Consider the following 23,018-nt stretch of genomic DNA (forward strand, 5'->3'; position numbering starts at 1 on the left):
TAAGCAAAACGTCCTTAAGCAAGAGATCCTTCGACTTCACTTCGTTTCGCTCAGGATGACACGTTTGGGGATTTTCTTACTTTTTCGCCAGTCGGGCCAAGCCCTTCTTGCCGATGTCCTTGCGGTAGAACTTGCCTTCGAACTGAACCTTCTCGGCGGCTTCGTAAGCGATGTCGAGAGCGGCCTGGAGCGTTTCGCCATGGCCCACCACACCGAACACGCGGCCACCGTTCGTGACCAGCTTGCCATCGACCATCTTGGTACCGGCATGGAGCACCTGGGCGCCGTTCTTTTCGGCTTCTTCGATACCCGTCACGACCTTGCCCTTTTCGTAGGAACCCGGATAACCCTTGCTAGCGAGCACCACGATTGCGGAGCTGCCCTTCGGAGCCTTCGGGGCACCGAGCTTGGCGAGTTCGCCCTTTTCGGCAGCGTCGAACAATGCGAGCACGTCGCCGTCGTAGAGCGGGAGCACAATCTGGCATTCGGGGTCGCCGAGGCGGCAGTTGTATTCCACGACCTTCGGGCCCTTCGCAGTCACCATGATGCCCACGTAGAGCACGCCCGTGTAAGGCTTGCCTTCGGCGGCCATGCCCTTGAGGGTCGGTTCGATAATCGTCTTTTTCACTTCGTCGAGGAGAGCGTCCGTCACCACCGGAGCCGGGCTGTAGGCGCCCATTCCACCAGTGTTCGGGCCCTTGTCGTCGTCAAAGACGCGCTTGTGGTCCTGGGCAGAAGAGAGAATCACGTAGTCCTTGCCGTCGCAAACCACGAAGATGGAGGCTTCTTCGCCGTCCATGAATTCTTCGATCACAACCGTCTTGCCGGATTCGCCGAACACCGCCTTGTCGCCGAGCATTTCCTCGACAGCGTCGTTCGCTTCCTTGTCGGTCATGCAGACGATGGCGCCCTTGCCTGCAGCGAGGCCCGACGCCTTCACCACGATCGGAGCCGGGTGTTCGGCAAGGAACTTCTTGGCGGAGGCGAGATCGGTGAAGGTTTCGAAGGCTGCCGTCGGCACGTTGTACTTCTTCATGATATCCTTGCTGAAAGCCTTGGAGCCTTCGAGCGCGGCAGCAGCAGCAGTCGGGCCGAAAGCGCGCAGCCCGCGACGGCGGAATTCATCCACCACGCCCGCGACCAGCGGAATTTCGGGGCCGATAATCGCGAGGTCAATCTTTTCGGCAACCGCGAGGTCAGCGATTGCCTTCGGGTCGGCCACATCCACCGGCACGCACTTGCCGAGGTTAGCCATGCCCGGGTTGCCCGGAGCGCACACGAGATTGTCGCACAGCGGCGACTTCTTGACTGCAAGAGCGATGGCATGTTCGCGACCACCGCTACCAACGACGAGAATATTCATAAGCGAGTCCTTATACTTGTACGGGGGAAAATGTAGAAAAATGCAGAGAGCGAGAAAAAGTCACCCACGCGACAAGCCCTTAATTCATTATCTCCCAAAGGCCGTCTTTTAACAATACGCAGAGTTAAGCCCCGCTTTTTACTAATTGTATGATGCCGGCGTTGGCAAAATGGTTCTCGACAATCTCTGAAACCTTAGCTTTTTGCTTTACTTCTTTTCTTTAAATTTCCGTATTGCTCAATAAACTGTTCCTTTTGCATTTCAATCTCGCGAGCCAGAATTTCCTTAGAAGGAATGTAGGTCAGATATTTTGCTGCATACATGCGTTTATTTATTGCAAGTGTTGAAAAACGAGCGACATCGGCATTAGTGTCTGAACAGAGAATTATGCCAATTGTCGGGTTATCTCCTTCGGTCTTTTTGTAAGTGTCGTAGAGCTTGAGATACATATCCATTTGCCCGACATCTTCGTACGATATTTTTCTTGTTTTCAAGTCTATCAAAACAAAACATTTCAGCATGTAATTGTAAAACACCAAGTCAATATAATAGTCGTCATCTTCTGTATGAATATGTTGCTGACGACCAACAAAAGCATAGCCTTTCCCCATTTCCATCAGGAATTTTTGCAAGTGATTCAAAATCGCATTTTCCAACGTTGACTCAGTCACCGCAGCATCCTGATTTACTCCAAGAAATTCTGCAATCAAAGGATTCTTGATAAACTCCGAACGCTCCTTCTGATAATCGGCCGTCAGTTTTTTCATTTCCTTGACAACGGTAGCCTTTTTGGCCTTGGGCGTTTGCATTAACCGATAGTAATATTGAGACGCAATATTCCGCTTCAGGGTGCGATAATCCCATTGTTGCGAGGCGGTTTCCTGCATATACCACATTCGAGCTTCGAGGTCAGAGACACGCATAAGGCATTCGTAATGGCTCCATGACAATTGGGTAGGCAGAGCCTGCCTTATTTCCTCACTTTCAAAAAGGGCAGGCAATGCCTGCCCTTTTGCAGCAATCGCTTTCTTAAACTCTACAGGCAGAGTTTGAAATACCTGTAAATCCTGAAAATTAAGATAAAACTTCCTATAACTTTTTAACGATGCGATCGAGAAACCCTTTCCGAATTCAGCAGTTAAATTTTCGGAAGCCGTTTCAACAACATGTTTCCCATAATCAGCCCTCGCCTTTCCCTGCTGTTCCTGTTCCACAATTCGCCAGCCCAGTAGCCAATTGCAGGCGACCTGCATCAGATTTGCCGCACGAAAACTCATATTCCGTGCCGTAGAAACGATGCTCTTCAAATCCGTTATGAAGTCGGCGTTGAGGTTCGCGTTGCTCTTTGACGAAGCTAGTTTCTTTTTAGACATAGTGGCTCCTTTGAAAAAAAGAAAAACATTTGATAATCATCAAATGCCTTTCGGAGCCTGCACTATTAGGAACCGCAGCAGAAATGTAGATAATATTGGGATTCTGGCAAGAGGGGCAAGGAAATTTTACACTAGGCTCAGCCGCAGTTGTTCGGAAATTCCGAACAGCTGACGAGACTAAATTTTTTCCAGCTCGTCTCTCATGGCCGAGCGATTCTTGAACCGCGACAGCCAAGATATTTTCAGCCGGTTGACTTCCGGGAGGCCGCCTTCGAACTTGAGCAGTTCGCCCGCTTCACGGACAACATTCCTGTATTCCTTACGGTTGCTAGCATGTTCCATCGCGCCATCCAAATATTCCACAAACATCTTGACAAATTCTGCATTGTACTTGGGGCACAGCGCCTTTCCGTAACGCTTGAAAAAAAAAAAGCTCGGCCCAATCGAAAACACCCTGCAAAAAAACGCATAGAGTTCATCCGTCATGTTTTCATACGCAAGGACATCCATCCGAAAATCCCATTTGGTAATCGAATTCAATAATTCAACCAGAGCGTCTTTCCACTGTTGCTTTGGAACAAAGTCCTTGTACTCCTTGTAAAAATCCATTCTGGATTGCGCAACAACCATTGTTTTCAGCATATCGCCGAACTTTTTTGTTTGGCCTGTCGCACGGTACATTTCTTTCAATTTGGCATGGACCTTTTCAGCAAGCCCCGACCAGTTTTCATGAGCGGCCAGCAAGTACTTTAGGCAATTCTCAGCTTCTTCGAATTTCGATTGTTCCACCAAAATATCGAACAGCAAAAAGGCGGAATCCGTAAAATTCGCGTAGTCGGCAAGATATTTCTTGACTTCGGAATGGTCCATTTTCAGCTTACGCATTACGGTAGCGCGTGAACGGGCCCAACCCCCTATGCGGTACGAGCGGAAACTGTCACTCTGTTTTTCACTTTCGATAATCTTGTCGAAATACTTGAGTTTCGCCTTCAGGTCGGCCACACTGTTGAACGCCTCGTTGTACACATCCCACAGTTCGTCTTCCACAAGCCACATTTCCGTTTTCAGGATGTTGTTCTCTATCCACTTGCGGCATTCGGTAACGACATCGGCCGACGCCGTATTCAGGAAAACCATCCAAAGATTCTTGAATTCCGGCAGGAGAATCGACATTTCGCCGTTCGAGTCGTCAATGTTCAGGTTCCCGAGCTTTTTCGTGAAATGGACCAGGACCTTCTTGGCGCCGTCATTATTTACAAACAGGCGTAGCCTTTCGATTCGCTCGAAAAGATTCAGCATGTCATTCGTGAAATAGCGCGTATCACGGTAAGCGATAAGGCCACCGTCGCGATACCTGCGGACGACGCTGTCGAACTGGGCGGTAAGATCTTCAAGTTTTAGCGGTTGCATAGTTATTCCCGGCATCAAGTCTTCAAAGAATATGTTCTGTTTTTATTTGCTCCGTTGGGAGTAATCTTGCCTTCTTCCACGAGTTCGGAAAGGTAATCCCTTGTTCGGGAGACCTTCAATCCAATATATGTCGCAATATCCTGAGAACGGGCTTCATCGTGTTCGGCAAGATATTCGACAATCATTTTCTTGAATTTTGTCGATTTTTTATCGCCACTTTTATCGCCGTTTTCGGCGTTTATCGCCACTTTTTCGCCATATTTATCGCCATTTTCGGGATTTATCGCCGTTTTATCGCCACTTTTTGAGTTTATCGCCACTTTTCCGCCGTTAATGTGGCGATAAAAATTCACTCGGAACATATCCCCGATTTCGGTGAATTCCGGGAGGGCCACGCCATATTCCTGACACAACGTATTAATCCGCTGGAAACCGGAGCCCCATCCTTCGAGAACATGAACCTTTTCCAAAGTGCGGGCAAGAGTCTTGTTACGGATAGACGAGCGACCGCTCAAGGCCTCTTCAAGAGTCAGCGTTCCGTAAAGAGTTCCCGGTGAAGAAATCTCCACACGGTCATCATATACAGCCACCTGCACGCTGGAATTCATTTGATAATTCCTATGGATTGCAGCATTGATTATTAGCTCTCGAATAGCTTTCGGCGGGAGTTCGTACTTTTCATCATGAACGACCCCGTTTATTTCGATGGCCATATTCAGGTGGTTGAGAACGAACTTGTAAGCATCGTCAATCTGCTTGCAGAGGGGGCCATTATAATCCTTTTTATCTAGAAAGTCAGCTCGCATAGTTCCACGGAACCGGGCACACTGAATTCGCGAAGTATATTCATGCTTGCCCAAGAGAATAGCCAACGCATTCGTCGCCTTGTCATGCGAACGACCTGTCAGAAGATGCAAGTTTTCTAAATCCGCTTTTGTAATTTTACGCTTGGCCCTTTTTGAAAAGTCCTTGCAAAGAAATGCTATATCGGCATCGGTCACCTTGAGCGAACGATACGGGAGTCCATCGTTTATCGGCAATACTATCCTTGAGTTCGAACAAGTCGGCTTTTTTAGGGATGCCAATAAACTCGCGACGATTATTAACGCCAACAACAAATTTGCCGCCCGCCCCATTCGCAAAAGCAACGATAGACTTGACCCATTTTTCAGAATCTTCGGGCAGCTCCACCTTGTATTCCAAGGTGCGGCTCTCGCCATTCAGAATTTCTTGCTGTAAAGACATTCGTATTTTCCTCTAGTCCATGGGATTCCTATTCTACCTAAATATAACTCCATCCACTTGACACAAAGTGACAAAATGCAACTATTTTCCGAGGCATTTCAGTTCTTTCTAATCCTAATTCACCATATACGCTTTCAATTTACTTTCAAGCTGTTCGCGTTCATTGCTTCCCTTGGTAGAAAATCTCACATAATCAATGCCATACCTTTCTAATATACAATCTTTCATACGATCGCGTTCTGCCTGAACAGATTCTTGCTTATGGAAATTCGCACCATCAATTTCAATTGCCAAAACAGGCGTTTTTGAAATACGGTTCGTAATTAGAAAATCAATATGCGTTGAAGGATGTTTGGCATAACTGAGCAACGCCTGATTATCCGCTATTTTTGAAAAATCTCGAATTAGATGATTCATTGGATACTCAAAGAACACATCTAAACTTGGGCAAGTTTTCAAGACATCGCGAATCATTCTGTACGCAATGTTTTCCGAAGGATATTTCGAGATACTTTCCATGTTTCTGAAATTCGTGCAGCACTTTTGACTAAACAAAACATCGAAAATGGAATAAACCCTACTTTCTACAGACTCACCGGCATTGTATTGAATGTAACCTATTAGGTCATCAAGAATACTACCCTTTGGCTGTTCCTGTTTGGAAGCAACCAATATAAACTTATTCTTTGCTCTTGAAACAGCCACATTTATTATCTGCGGATCTCCGGAAAACTCGGTCAAAACATTATCTACCGTTGAAAAAATTATCACTTCCTTTTCACGGCCTTGAAACTTATGAATGGTCGATATATCAATGTTCGGAATAAACTTTCTTAATTCATTACACTGTTTGTTATAAGGGGAAATTATCCCTACATCGGTCGTTTTGAGTGTTGGCATCACTTCTTGAGCAATTGCATCTATCTGTTTCTGGTTGACATTATTTTCTCGACTAGTCGGAGCCGTCCAATGAATTACCAGCGGATTTTGTTCTGTATTGTTAGAAAGAACAACCAGCTGATTGTCATAGAATTTCTGATTACAAAACTCAATAATCTTCGGGTGGCAACGATAATGTTCTTTCAACAAAGTTTTAGCTGCTTCGGGAATAAAGCGACCAATAGAATCCAAGAAACTCACATCCGCACAGTTATACATCTGAGGCACTTTATGCTTTTCAAAAATTTCTTGATACTTTTCCTTTTCTTCTCTTGTCGTCACCTTTTCAAGTTGCTTACTATCGCCAACAATCACGGCATTCTTCGCACAAGAAATAGCTAACGCACCCGTAGCAATATCAACCTGCGAAGATTCATCCATAATCACATAGTCAAAAACGGCATTTGGACTAAGCGCACTCTTTGACGCAAACGTAGTGCTGAAAACAATTGGATAATCTTTAAGAAAATCACCCCACCTACGGGACAAATCTTCTTTTTTATAGATAGTTTGTTCCTTACGCAAATAAAATTTTCGAAAAACACTCTCATACAAAATCAATTTTGAAAAGCTCTGCAAATCAGACGCTGCCCGCTCATTAGCCTTTACAGAATTTTCCAAAGACTTAATGCGATTTCCATATTCAGCCAATCGAATTATAAAACAGAAATTTTCAAGACTTGCTATAATCGCAGCAACATCACCCTTGAGAAATTTCCAATTAGAAAGCCCCTTAACAAAACGCAGCCAAACACGAGTAAAAAAAGAAAACTTGTTTCTTGACGGGTTATTCTTAAGATTTGATTCTAGTTGGCTTCTTACGGATTCTATATCGAATTGATTTAGATCATTCCGATTTTCAACGGAGTAGTCTAAAATTTTCAATTCATCTAGATAGTCCTTAAAATGCTCGTAATTCACTCTCGCACTTTCAAATTCCGTCTTTACGCGAGCTAACTCATTCTGCTCACTAAAAAGCCGTTTTGCGTCGGAAACTTTCTTTAATATGTTCTTTTGCCACGAAGCAAGGCTCGGACGATTTTTTTCTATGGGAGGTTCCAATTTTCTAGGCTTTTGCGATTCAATAAAAGATGTCTTATTTTCATCTTTACCAAGCATAGCCGAAAGAAAATCCAATTTATATTGAGACAACTTCTCTTGGACGTTCTTTATGGCGCTATTATTGTTGGATACGACTAACGCGGTCTTCCCTTGAATCAGCAAGTTGGCCAGGATATTTAAAATCGTCTGTGTTTTACCGGTTCCTGGAGGACCTTGAATTAGGCTAATTGTATATTTGAACGCATTTTGAACTGCTTTGATTTGGCTGAGGTTGCAACCAAACGGGAAAACAAGACTTTGAGTCTCTGTAGTTTGCAAGTCCTTTTGAGCTCCTGACTTCAAATAAAGAGCCAACGCGGTATCTTCACCTTCGTAGATTCCTTTTATTTTGTCATATTGCTTTTGCAATAAGGAGGCATCCGTTTTCTTATTATCATTTTCACAAAACTCTTGAACCAACAAGGGATTATTTGCCGCGACATCCTTCAGATAATTCAAGACGGCACTTTGAAAAGAATCCTTCGTTTCATTCAGGATCTTCAGCTCATCACACTTATAGGTTTTAGCCTTATCCTTGAAAACAATATGCCAATATTTTTTGTTCGATTTGGCGTCACAAAACTCATAGATGTTTTCAATATTGTAAAGTTCAATGCCATTTACAGAAATCTTCTGTTTTTTGAAATCATGCTGGCAAGGGTTATTAAGACAAACAACATTACCGGCACTATATTCATAAGCACTACCATTACGAAAAACAACCTTACATTTCCGGCTAGCATCATCAAAGGAAAGAGTTTCCACCTCTTCCGTTTTTATTTCACCTTTGATTAATACGAGAACTTCGCGCGGGTTCATGATTGCACAATCTACTTAGCACGGCGCAATACGTATTTTCCCTTGCCTGCGCCCACAACAGGTTCCACTATATTTAGCGTTTTCATCCGCTTTATAAGATTGGTAGCAGTAGCCGGAGCACACCCTAAGTTTTTCGACCCAAATCCCGAATTTTTAACAATAGCCTTCAAAATGAAAGCATCCTGCCGATATTCTGGTTTCGGCAATCCCTGCGTTTCCCTCCCCTTGCCGCCAGAAGTCCGAATCAAACTTTTCGGCAGCAAGATAGAATAGTCACCGAAGAGAAGCTTGAAGTTGTCAACGACAACTTTTTCGACCTCTTCTTCGGTCTTGAATTGAACCTTGGAATAGAATGTGCCAGTGGGAGTGAAAAGCATGGGGAATGTCCTACAGCGAATCAATCGCATCTCCAATACTTTCATTTTTCCAATACATTACAGACTCATCTTCGATTCCCATTTTCTCTGCGATATCTGCCAATTTAAACATTTGTTCACGAATAAACAAATCATCATAGCACAAAGGAATTTTTTGCTTAAACTTTCTCAATATACGAATAATGCCAAATTTTATCAAGGAATTTTCTTTAAATAAACTAAACCATTTTTCATATCCACAATAATGGACGAAAATTTCTAACACAGCCTCGTATTTTGACATATCTCCAAAATCATCGTCTAAATAGATTTTTGACAAAGCCATTCCCACACAAGGGATTAATTCGTTTTTTCTGTTCATTATTACTGAATATGTAAAGGAATCAAAAAAGGAATCTCTAAACATCTGTTTGTCTTGCGTTGAAATCCAATCAAATGTCAATATTTTATTTGCTTCTTCTTCATATATAGGCTTAAATACATTTATAGATTCCTCAACAGCTGATTTTAAATCAGAATTATCCGATTCATAGAAATCGTATATTAATTCATAATAAGGTTTTATTATATACCTATAACGATCTCTACTTAATGCATTTTTTTGATATTTTTCCGCAACTTTGTTTATTGAAGGACATATTTTCTTTAAATCAGCCACTTCTAATTTTTCTAAATTTTTCAAAACACGAATAAACCCTACGGCACGGTCGATAGGAAAATTTGTAGATGTTGCTATAATAGAAATAACTTTCTCTTTAGCTTCATCAGAATAACAATTTTTCAAAACATTCGGATTGATTTCTAAAGAAATAGTCTCTTTTAAGAAATTAGTACATTTTTCCTTCATTTCATCATTAAGAAAAACAAATGCATCTAGAGCGAGGAAGTAATGTTTTTTAAAGCTCTCCAATAACTTAGAAATAATAGAATCATCAGAATAAAAAGCAGTCAGATAAGTTTTCTTTTTTTTATCATTTAGTATAGCTATATAATAATCTTCATAATAGGATATCGCAAAATCATCTTTTGAAAGCATTAAACAATTGTCTATAATCCAGTGCAGTATTTTGTTGAGTTGTTCTTCATCATCAATTTGCTTTAAAAAATCTACAAACGGATCATGAATACCCCATCTTTTCCCATTATTCGCTAAAATCTGGAGACTTTTATCCGTATTATTAAAAAATCTTTCAAAAAACAAATTATAATATTTTTTCGCATCATTGTTTTCTACACGTTTAGCGATTTCATTCATCAAAAAACATAACATTTGGAGATTTCCACCGCCATCTTCCTTAGATTTGAATAAATTAATATACTTTTCAAATAAAAAGAGTTGAGTATCTTTTGAAAGTCGACGCAAAAAAAGAGGCATAACGGTTTGCATATATTCTTCATCGGAAGAATGTCCAAAATAATAAAACGAATAAGGAAATAATTCATACAAACATCCGTCATCAACTTTATATATTAATTCAACAAATTTACTTTCAGAAATTATTCCTTCCATTGGAATATTTAAATATTCAAAGAAATTTAAAAGACATCTATATTTTATTTTTTCGTAATTATTGGACGGAATAGAAATAGTTGTTTGATGTCTTTTTTTTGAGTTTGGTTTCGTTATATCTAAATTTTCCTTTGTTTTTTCTTCGACAAGTATCTCTATATAACGATTAGGATAATTTAAATCTAAAGATCTTAATTCATTTATAGATTTAGTTAATCTTTGATAAATTTCTGAATTTTTATTACTGATATAATATCTATAATACAATAGTATAAAAAGTTTCAATTGAGGTTCTTTATTACATTTTTTCAGCAATATTTCGAATAGATTTCTAATTAATTCAACATTTGTATAATTATAAACACCTTCAAGCACCAGAAGAAATGTTATCTTACAAAGAATATGTAACGGATTCGCATCTTTTTTCTTTTCTGGGAACCAACCTTTAATTTTTGTTTCAAGCTCTTCATATTCTAAATTTTTAAAATAAAACTTGCACCTTTGATAATCAACAATATCCTCAGACTTATTTTCAATCAAAGATGCAAATTCTTCAAACTTATTATATTTATTACAATCAAAATAATACTTAAAAATCAATTCTGAGAAGACAATAGCCTTTGTCAAATATATTTTCTTTTCGACAAAATGCCTAATTATTAATTCAATATTATCAATATCAAATAGTTGCGTTAAAGAAAAAAAGTTATTCAAACACCAAGTGTAAACAAATAGATATTCTATTTCACCCCACAATCCCTTATCTTTTCCTAAAAACTGAATTTTATCAACAACAAGCTGTCTATAATACAATTCATTTACTTTAAATTTTGGCAAATCAATATATTCTTGCATTAAGTCAACAGATAAACGGTCTTTGGGAAAACAAGCCAATTTATTTAGGATTTTATTGACATCAATTTTTAGATTATCTTCATATGACATGCGTTCACTTTCTTTCTCTCTCTGCTTTTGTATAAAATAACTAAAAATCTTTGAAAAATTTTCCGGTATTTCTTGCGAACGGTCTGATAAGTCCTTATACTGATTTTCTTCTAGCATCACATCAAAAGGTTGTACATACGCAGGACTATTCAAAACTCTAACAAAATCATCTAACTTTAATGGAATTATATAATTATTTCTAAAAAACTGTTTTTGCTCTATTTTATAATCTTTTTCAGAAACATCAAATAAGAAAATGGGGTTTAAGTTAGACGCATGCCCACCTTTTATCATGATTCTTTTTAATTCTTTAACCCAATATTTAAAATTCCAATCATTTCCAGAAAAACCAAATAAGCAAAAGGAATTTTCCAAGATTTTCACTTTCATGAAATTTGAAAACCCTTCATGATTTACGGCATAATTCTCAAAATCTTTTTCTGTAATCAAATAAAGGTGGTCGAAACAATCATCAAATTCATACTTCTGTTCTTCTCGTTCTGTTTTAGACCTAAGTGACCCATGTATTTTTACAATTCTATCTTTATTACAATGTTTCAAATCTTTCGCAGAACGAACAACTTCATATCGTTCATCCTTATCGGCACTTTCAAGTAAATTATCCCAATTAGTTGTAATAATATCACACCAATTTAACTTTAAAAAAGCTTCATGAATACTCAAATTTTGGGATAACTCCTGCTTTTGCAAAATATGATTTTCAATGTATATATCTAAGGATTCTCTATTTCCCTTATATTTTTCATATTCAGCGGCAACAACGGGTTCCCTTCTATTTTGGATTTCTTTGGCAACTCTTTTATTGTAATTAATTTCGGATTCTTTATCATTTCTGCAAATTTCATTCGGATACATTTCGTTAAACGCATCTATCAATAAATTTGCCCAATCAGGGAATGATGGATTCGAATTAAGACTAAACCCAGCTCCAACAATTGCAGACATTGATTTATCATTCAATTTATATTCAATATAATCAATACTTAACTTTAATCTATCATCTTCATTTAATTCTTTATTATAATATTCATCAAAGAAATCAAAATCTTCATTTTCAAAATTATACTTTTTAGAGGATAAACTCATAATATCATACCATCCTAAAAATTTTTTTCATTATTTATTTTTTAAATTGTTCTTCACTCTTTCCAAAACAGAATCATCAATTTTTACTCCATCAAATTGCAGATATTCTTGGCAGTCTCCAACATAATTTTTGTCAATATGAACATATCCATCAGAATCAATTTTGAGAATTCTAGCATCACTATCAAATAAAAGATGTAAATCTGATCTTAGCAAAATACCATTGTTAACTACTTCAAATCCGCCATCTTTTACAGCTACAATATGAGCAGCTTGAAGAACTTCGGGGATTGCAATTTTTGAAATAGCACATTTTCCATCCAAATCTAAAAGATTCTTACGGAATGCCGATTGATCTCGTATCACTTGCTCCGCAGTTCTCGTATTCCTTTTTTCTTCGCAACCAACCTTAAACACAAGTGTTCTTGTATTTATTTTTGAATTATAAGTAACCTTTCCGTTATCATCAGCAGCATACCATAGTACATATGATATTCGACCATTTTCTATGTGATATTCTTCTTTCCCATATGAAATTCCATCTGGAGCACTCTGTTTATGAGTTTTTATATACGCCTCGATTTTACTATTTAGATTTTTCTCATACACAATTTCTATAAAATCTGTTTTATGTACCCATTTTACATGATAAGAAGGAACCTCTTCTACTTTTCCCTTTACTTCCCAAAAAGTTTGAAAATCGGCTTCACCAAAATCACCAACTTTTGACTGCGTAACCTTCAACGGTACTACAATTAATTCATCGGGATTGTACTTTACTTGCAAGCCTTCGTAATTCAGAAATTCAATAGACATTATCTTCTCCCATACTTATTGATTATCAGATTCTAAGTTTTCGTCAGCCATCATCTTTTCATTAACTGCATCAATAAAATCATAAATCGGTCCTGATGAAATTATTTTATCCTTACCACTACTTTCTTTTTCTTATTTTTTTTACAAAACCATTCGCACAAAAATACTTATACAACAAATCACATGTATTGCTTGATGAACATACGTTAGTTTGCCTAGGAATTAAATTTAGTTCCTGTGCAAGATCCAACCTAATCTTTGTATACGAAAATTCATGCACTTGACTATAGTTCAATTTATCTTTTAACAATCTATTTATTCTTTCTTGTAAAATAGCATCATATGGTAATTGAGGAAAAGTTTTTTTATACAGATCCATGCATTCAGGTACAAACATCAACAAATTTTTTAGAAAATCTTCAATCTCATCCAGCCTTGCTTCATATCGAGATTGTATTTCAAATACCGATTCATGTTGATATGAATACCAAGTACTAACATCAAACTCGTAATTAATATTTTCCCTTTTTTGTTCCGTAAAATATGCAGAAAATCCTTTTGGAAATATAAATTTAAACGGATTCTCCATCTCACTCTCATTTAAACGATATAGAAAAAAAGGCACTTCATTCTTACTCTTTTTCTGATTACAATAAGAACAGCTAGGAACCATATTATAAAAATTAATACCCAAAAATGGAAAATCTCTTTTATCTTTAAAATGATCCAACTGATACGTTGCAAAATTGCCACTAGAGCCCGAACAAGATTCCAAGGAATGCATATTACAGTAAACGCAGCTTTGAATATTTGAATCTTCCACAAAAGAAATAAATTCATCTCTTGCACACGAGTACCGCAAACAATCTTCAACAATCAACATATAAAAAGAGTCTTTTTTTTCCCCATATCTACACCTATAGCTAAATTGTTTTTTTTTGACCATTGAAAAAAATTGTTCTTGATACCAATCATACTCTCTTGGATGCAAATCGACAATTCGCTCAAATATCATTGCAAGATTTTTTATATACTCTTTAAAATTCTTTAAAACGTCTTTTTTTTCAACTTCTGAAATCCCCTGCTCAATCACCTCAATTTTATCGTAAAAATCAATTAAAGCTTGACTAGGCTTCACAAAATCGGCCCTTCTCTCGGAAAATAGGGTTTTTGAAAACGTTTGAGCCTTCTCTTCAACGTCTTTCGAAATTAAGATTCTATACACAACTAAACCTTTTTCTTAATTTTATTATTTCATTTCTTAATAATTCATCGCCAACAAGGGTAACAAAAGCATCTATAGAATCCTCATTCCAATCATATTCATGTTCTTTCCCAGTTAAACAATTCAGCAAATCAAAAATTTTTTTTCTTGCAAAATCACCAAATAAACTAGACACCAAAAAATTATTATGAAGCAATGAAAATGTATTTTGAGCAAATGTTTCATTTTTATTTTCATGCTGTACACCATCACATAGATAAAGTGATTTTCGCGATGGAATATCGGTCAAAATAAAGGGAGAATGAGTGATTAAAATTATATTAATAGAACATTCCTTATTCTGTCGCATAGAAAGTATCATATCAATCAATTTTTTTACAAAAGTGCACTGATATTCAATATGAAAACAAAGCTCAATTTCATCAAAAATTAAATTAATATTTCGATATACAGGCCTATTTATACCTGATTCATTTTTTATAGATAAAATATTTTCAATATGATACATATGAACAGAAAGAGTTTGAATTAATTGCAATTCACCAGAACTAAGTTCCTCATACTTTACAACATCAGTATTTTTATAAAGAAGCAAATCATATGAAAAAAATGAAGGTAACAGAGCCTTTTCAATGTCTACAGGAGATATAAATTTTCCAGTAATTCCGTCAAACGGAGTTGTGAGTAAAAGATAATCTAATTCTTTTTCGTATGTAAGACTATCTAAAAAAAACTTATCAAAAACAAGCTCTTTAGGATAAACTCTCTGAACAGATTTCAAATAGGCCTTATGCAATGACTTGAAATACTTTCTGCCTGAAAAGAAATGACTTTCAGATTTTTCAATACCCGCACTCGCTTCTGATCTTAGAAAATTAATCGTTCTTCTGATTTTTTTTGTTACATGAGAATCATCTTGCCTTATTAATTTTATTAAGGATACAAATTTTTCATCGTTTACAATATTAAACAAAACTTTTTCTCTGCTAGATTCATTATATACCAAAACAAAAGAATCACGATACGATTCAAATCCAACATATTTATTTATAATGATAAAGATTTTCAATTGAATATAAAGAAATGCAAACTTATCTAACTTATTTAATTTCTTTATATCTAGAAAAAAGAAATCTTTTATAACACAAATAAAATCATCGTTTAAAACAGAAAGAACATCATCATCTGTATTATAACAACCAATTACATCCTCTGGAACCCTTTTGTCTTTCAAAATTTTTTTGAATTTTTGTAAAAAGAATCCTTTTTTTAGAGAAAACTTCAAATCATGGAATATATATGGTTCAAAAAAATCTTTTTTTTGTTCATTAGCAAATACAAAAAGAGCGGATGTTCGGTCCTTCGAAAGTTTTAGTTCTTTTGAAATATCAATTCGCCCATTTTCCCTATATGGATTTAATACAACAGATCTAACATAACCATCGTTCTTATGAAAGAGACCATTTACCCATGCATTGTCTCCATCACAATCTTCCATTTTTACAAGCACATCTTTATTATTCAAATAATCAAATTTATAAAAATCACTCAAATAATTTGAAAAAATAAATGACTGCAAAGAGTAATTAGAAACTATCGTATAAAAGATTTTTTCTGTTATCTTTATAATATCATTATTAGAAACAATTGAACGCAAACTTTCATTTTTACATATTTCAAATGAATAAGATCCGCCTTCATAAAAAAGCGAAATTGATTCATCTCTACAAACAATCTTACGACATTCTCCATTTACTCGAAAAAAAAGAGTTGCATACAGCCCTGGGATATACAATAAGGATTCCGCACCATTCCGTTCATGTCCCCGTTCAAACATATAACAGAAATTATTTACAACAAGGAGAACTAAATCTATCAAAGTACTCTTGCCAGAGCCATTCCTACCAACAATAGCCGTAACATTGATATTTGGTGCATATAAGTCTTTTTCATCATAATAATCTTCAGCTTCAGTCAGAATTTCTCCCCTAGTACTTTTTTGATAAAAATCATTAAAGAAAAAACGACCTGGTTTAATCTCTTTTAATAATCTTTTTTTTGTTTTTGCTGCAATTTCGATACAATCAATTTGAAAACTCATTTTTCAACACCTCCATGTAATCGCTTTTGATAATAAGATTCTTTTTCATTCTAATACTTTATTCAAAAATTTCACCTCTTCTCCACGGCTTCGATTTCTTCGGCATCGGTGATGCCATAGAGTTGATAGACGAGGGTGTTGACTTGTGTTTCGAGGTCGGCGATATTTCTTTGGATTGCTTCGCCATCTACTTCACTGGATCCTTCGACTTCCTCTATCGCCTTCGGTTCCAGGGTCCGCTCAGGATGACACGAAGCTTGCTTTTTAGCGGTGATGATTTCATCGGCAAGGTTGGCGAGTTGTTGCAAGAGTTCCGCATTGTCTAGGGGGATGCGGAGGTTTTCGAAGTAAGGCCAACAATTTTTATAAAAATTTGAAGAAAAAATTCTTGCGGGGGAAGACCAAGCTCGGAATTGCGAAGGCCGCACAGTCCTTTCCCTGTACCCATTCCATCCTTGGCCGACGTTATATTCTCGTATATTAAACACCCTCTACTACTCCAATTTCTTCTTCTGTCAAGTCATACAATTCGTAAACAAGTTTATCTATTTCATTTTCCAATGCAGCAATATCGACATCGTGATTCTCTGATTTCAACTCAAGAATTTGCTTAGAGATATTTTCTATCTCAGAAACCAAAGTTTCCTTTTCAGCATTAATTTTTGGGAATGGCAGAGCATTAACTTCATAACCATTGACATTGCTAGACGTACTTGTTGCTTTGAAAATGAAATTTAAAAGTTTGGAGTTAAAAACGGCCAATATAAAATAGAGCGAATAATTCGACTTGTTGTTTAAATGGTTTACAGAATTCGCAATATAAATATTTGGAGTAATAATAGTTCCTTTCAGCCTCCACTTCTCATTAATTCCAGTTAAACGCTGAAAGCAAATCCTTTCTTTTTTCGAATACGCAATCTTTTCTGTAGAGCAAACGTTCATTAATGTTTGTTCATCAATAAATTCTATTTCTCCTTGAGAAATTTCACTTTTGTTTGTTTTATAGAACCATTTTGCTATCTGAGCACCCTTCAAAAGAATCGGTTTTGCATTATCTGAAGTAATAGCAGGTTTGCACTTCGTCATATGCACTTCACCTTCTACGCTTGGAGCCACTTCTTCAATCGTCCGATATCGATCTCGATTCTTCATTTTCATCAGCAAATCAAAAGATTTCCGATTACACATCGGTAATTGCCAAGCTTCAGGACTAAACATTTTAACATCCTTAACTGAAAATGGACTAAATTCAGGAGGAATTTCTCGACTACTTGACGATCCAATTAAAATAGGGTTATCTGTTTTTGCATTTGAGCACAATAAAATTGCCGTTGACATTTTAGCATCTTCAAATACACGACGACTAACAGAATCTCTTTCTGGAAATATGCTTACCTTCAAGAAAGAATGTTGTGTAAGAATCTTCTTGCGGATTTTCACAGAACTTGTTTCAGACAAAATCCCAAACGGAACAATCATTTCTATTAAGCCCGTTTTCTTTGTAAGTCTAAATGCAAGAGCATAAAAAACTTTAGCAGCATTAATCATCCCTTCATCTATTTCAGGGAAACGTTCACGAATAAGTTGTGTTACTTTTTCGTCTTGCGTTAAAGCAATATTTTGATTCTGTTTCTTATTAAAAAGACCATACGGCGGGTTTCCGATGATGGCGTCGAAGCCTGTAAAGCGGCCTTCGTCATCAAGGATTTCTGGGAATTCGAACATCCATTCAAGCGAGTTGGAAAAGTCGATGTCGTTGTTCTTGACCACGTTTCCGAAGAGGTCGATGCTGGGCGGCTCCTTGAGTTGCGACTTGAGGCCGGCAATGTTCAGGCGAAGTTGCTGTTTGTTGTAGCTCGTTCCGCCCGCCTTGTAATCCTGAACGTTTTTCCTGTATTCCTTGAGTTTCGCCGCGAGTCCGTTTTTCTTGTCGGCCTTGTCTTCTTTCTGCAAAAAGTCCAAAACGACATGCCCGTTCTGCACGGGGTATTTGCTCAGCAGAGAATCGCCGACTTTGATATTGATGTCGATGTTCGGGAGCGTCTGGAGTTGTTTGTAGCCGCTTTCCTTGGTGTAGTAGGCGTTCTTCAAAAGTTCAATCCAAAGGCGCAAACGGCAGATGTTCACGCTGTTGGGATTCAGGTCAACGCCGAAAAGGCAATTCTCAATGATGCGGCGTTTCTCGTTGAACAAGGCTTCTTGTATGCGTTGGAGCGTTTCGTTGCCGGGCTTATATTCAAAAGGTTCGTTATCGTCATCAACAACTGAAAGTTCGTCGTTATCAACTTTCAACACCCATTTCTTATTGTTGATGCGGTTTCCTTCGGCATCGCAGAAAATATTCAATTCAGATTTTATGGCAAGCATGCGGTTCAAGGCAGAGACAAGGAAATGCCCAGAACCTACGGCAACATCCGCAATGCGGATTTCATCCACAATTTTATTCGCTTCCGGAACGTCATCTTTCCCGATGTTATCTTCAATCTCTCGCAGATTTTTGCAATCCCAACCCTTAACTTCGTTAAACTTCTGCACCACCGTCCGTTCCAGCACATCGCGTGCCATGTAGTCGGTGATGAACCCCGGCGTAAAGAAACTGCCGTCTTTGTAGCCATTGATTTTTTCGAAGATGAGTCCGAGAACCGACGCATTGATGAGCGTCTTGCTCGTAGAGGTCACGCCGCCTTGCGCATCACTTGCGAAATTGTAGGCATCGAGGAACTTGAAGATGTAATCCAGATTCGGAAGCGTACCTTTTGCGCGTTTGCCACGTTCGTCCTTCAAAACGGTCTTGTTGAAAATTTCCATCTGGGCATCGGGAATGCCGCGGATTTTCAAGTGCTTTTCGTCTTCGGTCGGTTCGAACAGCGAACTATTCAGGTAAGGGACATTCGGGTAACGCTTGAGCACGTCTTCGTCGCGGTCCTCAATTTTCTTGCCGAGCACCTTGAAAAAGAAAATGTTCAGTTCGTCAAAGTTCGCTATTTTGTCTGTACTCATGAACCGGTACGATGCATCGCCCTTTTGATACATGAGGATTTGCGATTCGACAAGTTTCAGGAACAGCAGGCGGTTTACCCACGTGATGCAGAGACGGAGTGCCATCGCCTCGCATTCTTCCTTGTTCGGGAAATCGTCCTCGAGCTGGTAAATGGCACTTTCGAGGAGGCTTGCGCGGTCGCGATTCGCGGGCTTCTTGCGTTGAATGACTTTCTTGCCGCCCTTGTCTTCTTTTACTTCTTCGAGGCCGATGATGTGCAAGAGTTCCGCATAAAAGTTGCGGTCGAGACTGTTGCTGTCGTTTGCGAAAGGCTTCGCGAGGAAGGTTTCCGGGGAGAGGAATTTGTAGAGAGGGAGGAGTGGTGTGGAGTGTGAAATGTGAGGTGTGGAATGAGAATATGCATTGTCATTCTGGAAGCCCGTAGGGCTGATAGAATCCATGGCCCCTATCGCCTTCGGCTCCAGGGTGACATGTGACTTTTTTAGTTCTGGGGCAAGCGTCCGCATTGCATCTGCAAGGCTGAAATGCACGACGTTGATGTCGCAGGAGGCGAGAAAGTCGTCGATGGCGGGTTTCGCGATTTCGTTGTAGAAATCGGAGGTCTTATTGCCGCTCATCTGATTCGCCTTGAATTTCAGGAACTGATCGTATATCGGCTTTGCCTTGTTCCCGAAATAGCGGATAAAGTCCTTAACGTCGAAGAAATACCATTCGTCAAAATTTGTGATGGCGAGCCACTTGATTTCGTGATTGCCCGAATGCACGTATTCCAGCATAAAGTAATAGACGAGTTCCTGCAACGATTTTATGTTCGGGTGCTCCGCCGAAAACATTTCCGCCGCATTCGTCGGCGACTTCGCTTCGATAATCACCGCAGGCTTTGCACTTGCCGTGTTCCCGTTAAAAACGCACAAGTCTATCGGGCGGTTGACCTGCACCGAATAATCGGGTTCAAAAATCTTGCGTAAAAAGTTCCAGATTTCGCCCTTGTGGTATTCTTCGTCCTGCGCCGGGTTTCGCTTGCCGTAAAGGTTATTGAGCGAAAGCTTGAAATCCTCCATCTTTTCGACGGGAACGGGCAACTTGAGAAACGCGGAATTGACGGACTTTTTAGGCGAAATGAACTTGATTGACATACAACGGAAATATACCCTTTTTTGAAGACAAAAGATGGCAATCCCAAGGTTTTTGAGGCATTTCCCGTTTTTTTTTGCAGTCGGGGCGTTGCGGGGTGTCCCCGCTAGAAGGGGTAGCGAAAGACTTGCCCTGGACCCTATCGCCTTTGGCTCCAGGGTGACATAAGGGCAAGGCTGAAGCGAGGGGGAGACTTCCCCCTTCAAAAAAAATCGCGCAGGCCTATTGACAAACTGGATTTTTGAATCTATATTTAGTGCACAAGTGTGTAGTTTTTGGCATTTTTTACGCTTGTATGCCAGAGGAGTTGACGATGAAGAAAGATGTTGCGGCCAGTGCGGCCGAGGCCGTTGCGCCGAAAAAGCCTGAATTTTCCCTGATAGACGAGGATTTGCTCAAGTCGCGAATATATACCATCCGCGGGGTAAAGGTCATGCTCGATGCCGATTTGGCGGAAATTTACGTTTACGCATCCGGTTGTTGGCCGTCGTGCGCTTTCCATGCGCATTCCGTCACCTGCATATCCGTAAAACGAGCCGTGAAGCTGGAATTTTCCGGGCTGCATGCATATATGCCAAACCGAATTTTTCCGGCTCCTTCGAGCATGTGGCAAATCCGCATTTGAGAAAACTGCACCCCGTCTCGAGAACATTCTATGCAGTAGTCATCTTCGCGCCTGCTGAGCCTATACCACATGGATTTTACATCTGCAGGAATCGCAGTCGTCGCCCAGTCTGAATACCCGCGGTTTGTCACGACAGAACCCAGGTGCTGGAATTTTTCATTCTCATATTCAACCGACGCCTTAAGCCAATTATCCGAATCCAGATACAGCGCCACCCCGCACTGGTCGAAGCGATGATGACTTTCGGAAAAATCGGTTTTGACGACAAAGGAAAAGAACTTTTCTTCTGTTTCAATCTGCAGAACCGGAGCGTTATCGTTTCTGAAATGATAGTAGGTCCTTTGCCAAAGGTCCGTATGCGGGGCGGTCACAATTTCGACGCATTCCTGATTGATGCTGTAGTTCCGGGGTTCCCTGACCCATTTCATTTTAGAAATATCAAACATTTCTGTAGCCTTTGAATTTGTCCCTATCCGAATTTATTCCAACATTTTTCCAAGTTCATACGCCTGCTGCAAGGCAATTTCCCCGACATCGCCTTTGTCCTTTGCACCGCGCACAAGTACCTGGCCCATATCCTGCAGCTTGAAGAAATTGAGGCAAAGCCTGTACTGCGTGAGAATGCCATCGAACAGTTCCGGGAGCGAAGCCGCACCGACCAAGAGGAGCGCCATTTTGTGGATGCGAAAAGTATCGCGAATTGGATTGTGGAACCGGTCAATGACAGCCTTGAGTTGCGCACTCAAGCCGTAGAAATAAACCGGCGATGCAATCACGAGCATTTCGGCATTCGACATTTTGTCGTAAATAATTTGCATGTCGTCTTTCTGGCAGCACTTGTGGTCTTCGCGGTCAAAACACGAATTGCACCCGATGCAAGGATTGATTTTGTAGTCGTGAACCGAAACGACCTCAACTTGGTTTTTTTGCGAAGCACCCTTCACAAACGATTCCACCAGCAAATCTGTATTGCCGCCCTTGCGCGGGCTACCCGAAAGAACAAGGATATTCATACTTAAACCATCGCCATATAGTTTGTTGCTATAATCTATAAAAAATAACTAGCGATCGCTACGGTGCCACACTCATTGACAAGACATTCTATATTTAGTGTAAAAACAAATCCTTTCAAGGAGATGACTGCTCTGTGGCAGGCATGACAAAACAACGAGTTTTCTATGGAAGAAACATTTAAGACAAAAGGTACATGCGCAACGACGATTCAGTTCACGCGTGACGGCGACATTATCCGCAACATCCGCTTTACGGGTGGATGCAACGGAAACCTCAAGGCGATTGCAAAACTTTGCGAAGGCATGAAGGCCGAAGACATTGCAGCCAAATTGCTCGGCAACACCTGCGGCGGAAAGCCAACCTCTTGCGCCGACCAGCTCGCCCGTGCCGTTCTCGGGATGGAAGCCTAAAACCTGCAAAATAAGGAAGATTCGCGAACTCGCCTTGCGCTCCGCATGCAATAAAGAGCTATCTTTACACACGAAATGGAACTGATTAAAAAGTACGACATAACGGTTTTGTGCAATCCCGGTGTGGAATCGGCGCAATTGCTCACGCCCGAAAACAGCAGGTCAGAAAAGGTTTCGGTCACGAAGGTTTCTGTCATGCCGGGTGCAGAACAGCCGCGTCATAAGCATTACACGTCGGAACAGGTGTGGGTCGCAGTCCAAGGCCGCGGCGTTTTATTGCTTGCCGACGATAAAGAAGTTCCGTTTGAAGTTGGTGACGTTGTGCGTTTTGCAGAGAAGGAAATCCACGGGCTGCGCAATATGGGACCCGAGATTTTCGAATACATTTGCATCAGCACACCACCGATGAATTTCGCGTACGCGTACATGCAAGCAAGATAAAAGAAGGCGGCCGAAGCCGCCATTTTTTATTTCAGATCCATCGACTTCGCTACGCTCAGGAT

The 23,018-nt window shown here is 39.6% G+C and carries 17 protein-coding genes; 2 read left to right on the forward strand and 15 right to left on the reverse strand.

Annotated elements, in window-relative coordinates:
- Positions 1-76 precede the first annotated feature (76 nt).
- From purD to B3A20_RS02450, 15 genes are all read right to left on the reverse strand, one after another.
- Complete coding sequence (purD, locus tag B3A20_RS02380) at positions 77-1,363, reverse strand: phosphoribosylamine--glycine ligase (protein WP_290761420.1); 1,287 nt, start codon at positions 1,361-1,363, stop codon at positions 77-79.
- A 194-nt stretch (positions 1,364-1,557) separates the two neighbouring features.
- On the reverse strand, positions 1,558-2,736 hold the full coding sequence (locus tag B3A20_RS02385; protein ID WP_290761422.1) for a PDDEXK nuclease domain-containing protein: 1,179 nt from the start codon (positions 2,734-2,736) through the stop codon (positions 1,558-1,560).
- 177 nt (positions 2,737-2,913) lie between these two features.
- Positions 2,914-4,146 (reverse strand): hypothetical protein, encoded by a 1,233-nt coding sequence (locus B3A20_RS02390; protein WP_290761424.1) that lies wholly within the window; start codon positions 4,144-4,146, stop codon positions 2,914-2,916.
- A gap of 14 nt (positions 4,147-4,160) precedes the next feature.
- The gene (locus B3A20_RS02395; protein WP_290761426.1) at positions 4,161-4,952 is read right to left on the reverse strand and encodes an ATP-binding protein; all 792 of its coding nucleotides are present in this window, start codon (positions 4,950-4,952) and stop codon (positions 4,161-4,163) included.
- A 136-nt stretch (positions 4,953-5,088) separates the two neighbouring features.
- Complete coding sequence (locus B3A20_RS02400) at positions 5,089-5,391, reverse strand: helix-turn-helix domain-containing protein (RefSeq protein ID WP_290761428.1); 303 nt, start codon at positions 5,389-5,391, stop codon at positions 5,089-5,091.
- Between the two features lie 114 nt (positions 5,392-5,505).
- The gene (locus B3A20_RS02405; protein ID WP_290761430.1) at positions 5,506-8,250 is read right to left on the reverse strand and encodes an AAA domain-containing protein; all 2,745 of its coding nucleotides are present in this window, start codon (positions 8,248-8,250) and stop codon (positions 5,506-5,508) included.
- 11 nt (positions 8,251-8,261) lie between these two features.
- Complete coding sequence (locus B3A20_RS02410; RefSeq protein ID WP_290761432.1) at positions 8,262-8,627, reverse strand: hypothetical protein; 366 nt, start codon at positions 8,625-8,627, stop codon at positions 8,262-8,264.
- A gap of 10 nt (positions 8,628-8,637) precedes the next feature.
- Positions 8,638-12,189 (reverse strand): SIR2 family protein, encoded by a 3,552-nt coding sequence (locus tag B3A20_RS02415; RefSeq protein WP_290761434.1) that lies wholly within the window; start codon positions 12,187-12,189, stop codon positions 8,638-8,640.
- A 30-nt stretch (positions 12,190-12,219) separates the two neighbouring features.
- Positions 12,220-13,005 carry an HNH endonuclease gene (locus B3A20_RS02420; protein WP_290761436.1) on the reverse strand — a complete coding sequence of 262 codons (786 nt, stop codon included), beginning with the start codon at positions 13,003-13,005 and terminating at the stop codon, positions 12,220-12,222.
- A 118-nt stretch (positions 13,006-13,123) separates the two neighbouring features.
- Entirely contained in the window at positions 13,124-14,230 is a 1,107-nt protein-coding gene (locus B3A20_RS02425; protein WP_290761438.1) for a hypothetical protein, read from the reverse strand.
- Entirely contained in the window at positions 14,223-16,331 is a 2,109-nt protein-coding gene (locus B3A20_RS02430) for a hypothetical protein (RefSeq protein ID WP_290761440.1), read from the reverse strand. The genes B3A20_RS02425 and B3A20_RS02430 overlap by 8 nt, the downstream gene beginning before the upstream one ends.
- Positions 16,332-16,402: 71 nt before the next feature.
- Positions 16,403-16,639 (reverse strand): hypothetical protein, encoded by a 237-nt coding sequence (locus B3A20_RS02435; RefSeq protein ID WP_290761442.1) that lies wholly within the window; start codon positions 16,637-16,639, stop codon positions 16,403-16,405.
- Positions 16,640-16,811: 172 nt separating this feature from the next.
- A complete protein-coding gene (locus B3A20_RS02440) occupies positions 16,812-20,468 on the reverse strand; it encodes a DUF7149 domain-containing protein (protein ID WP_290761444.1) in 3,657 nt (1,218 codons plus the stop codon).
- A 463-nt stretch (positions 20,469-20,931) separates the two neighbouring features.
- Entirely contained in the window at positions 20,932-21,537 is a 606-nt protein-coding gene (locus tag B3A20_RS02445; RefSeq protein WP_290761446.1) for a DUF1349 domain-containing protein, read from the reverse strand.
- 33 nt (positions 21,538-21,570) lie between these two features.
- Complete coding sequence (locus B3A20_RS02450) at positions 21,571-22,104, reverse strand: flavodoxin family protein (RefSeq protein ID WP_290761447.1); 534 nt, start codon at positions 22,102-22,104, stop codon at positions 21,571-21,573.
- Positions 22,105-22,269: 165 nt separating this feature from the next.
- Here B3A20_RS02450 and B3A20_RS02455 point away from each other — a divergent pair, with 165 nt between their 5' ends.
- A complete protein-coding gene (locus B3A20_RS02455) occupies positions 22,270-22,515 on the forward strand; it encodes a TIGR03905 family TSCPD domain-containing protein (protein WP_088641361.1) in 246 nt (81 codons plus the stop codon).
- Between the two features lie 75 nt (positions 22,516-22,590).
- On the forward strand, positions 22,591-22,956 hold the full coding sequence (locus tag B3A20_RS02460) for a cupin domain-containing protein (RefSeq protein ID WP_290761450.1): 366 nt from the start codon (positions 22,591-22,593) through the stop codon (positions 22,954-22,956).
- Positions 22,957-23,018: the final 62 nt, after the last annotated feature.

Origin of the sequence: Fibrobacter sp. UBA4297 (assembly GCF_002394865.1) — a bacterium.
GTDB lineage: Bacteria > Fibrobacterota > Fibrobacteria > Fibrobacterales > Fibrobacteraceae > Fibrobacter.

What these genes read in the sequence shown, in the direction of transcription:
- purD (WP_290761420.1), bottom strand. Translation starts at nt 1,363, where the DNA reads ATGAATATTCTCGTCGTTGGTAGCGGTGGTCGCGAACATGCCATCGCT.
- B3A20_RS02445 (WP_290761446.1), bottom strand. Translation starts at nt 21,537, where the DNA reads ATGTTTGATATTTCTAAAATGAAATGGGTCAGGGAACCCCGGAACTAC.
- B3A20_RS02440 (WP_290761444.1), bottom strand. Translation starts at nt 20,468, where the DNA reads ATGTCAATCAAGTTCATTTCGCCTAAAAAGTCCGTCAATTCCGCGTTT.
- B3A20_RS02405 (WP_290761430.1), bottom strand. Translation starts at nt 8,250, where the DNA reads ATGAACCCGCGCGAAGTTCTCGTATTAATCAAAGGTGAAATAAAAACG.
- B3A20_RS02460 (WP_290761450.1), top strand. Translation starts at nt 22,591, where the DNA reads ATGGAACTGATTAAAAAGTACGACATAACGGTTTTGTGCAATCCCGGT.
- B3A20_RS02415 (WP_290761434.1), bottom strand. Translation starts at nt 12,189, where the DNA reads ATGAGTTTATCCTCTAAAAAGTATAATTTTGAAAATGAAGATTTTGAT.
- B3A20_RS02395 (WP_290761426.1), bottom strand. Translation starts at nt 4,952, where the DNA reads ATGCGAGCTGACTTTCTAGATAAAAAGGATTATAATGGCCCCCTCTGC.
- B3A20_RS02450 (WP_290761447.1), bottom strand. Translation starts at nt 22,104, where the DNA reads ATGAATATCCTTGTTCTTTCGGGTAGCCCGCGCAAGGGCGGCAATACA.
- B3A20_RS02385 (WP_290761422.1), bottom strand. Translation starts at nt 2,736, where the DNA reads ATGTCTAAAAAGAAACTAGCTTCGTCAAAGAGCAACGCGAACCTCAAC.
- B3A20_RS02390 (WP_290761424.1), bottom strand. Translation starts at nt 4,146, where the DNA reads ATGCAACCGCTAAAACTTGAAGATCTTACCGCCCAGTTCGACAGCGTC.
- B3A20_RS02420 (WP_290761436.1), bottom strand. Translation starts at nt 13,005, where the DNA reads ATGTCTATTGAATTTCTGAATTACGAAGGCTTGCAAGTAAAGTACAAT.
- B3A20_RS02400 (WP_290761428.1), bottom strand. Translation starts at nt 5,391, where the DNA reads ATGTCTTTACAGCAAGAAATTCTGAATGGCGAGAGCCGCACCTTGGAA.
- B3A20_RS02410 (WP_290761432.1), bottom strand. Translation starts at nt 8,627, where the DNA reads ATGCTTTTCACTCCCACTGGCACATTCTATTCCAAGGTTCAATTCAAG.
- B3A20_RS02455 (WP_088641361.1), top strand. Translation starts at nt 22,270, where the DNA reads ATGGAAGAAACATTTAAGACAAAAGGTACATGCGCAACGACGATTCAG.
- B3A20_RS02430 (WP_290761440.1), bottom strand. Translation starts at nt 16,331, where the DNA reads ATGAGTTTTCAAATTGATTGTATCGAAATTGCAGCAAAAACAAAAAAA.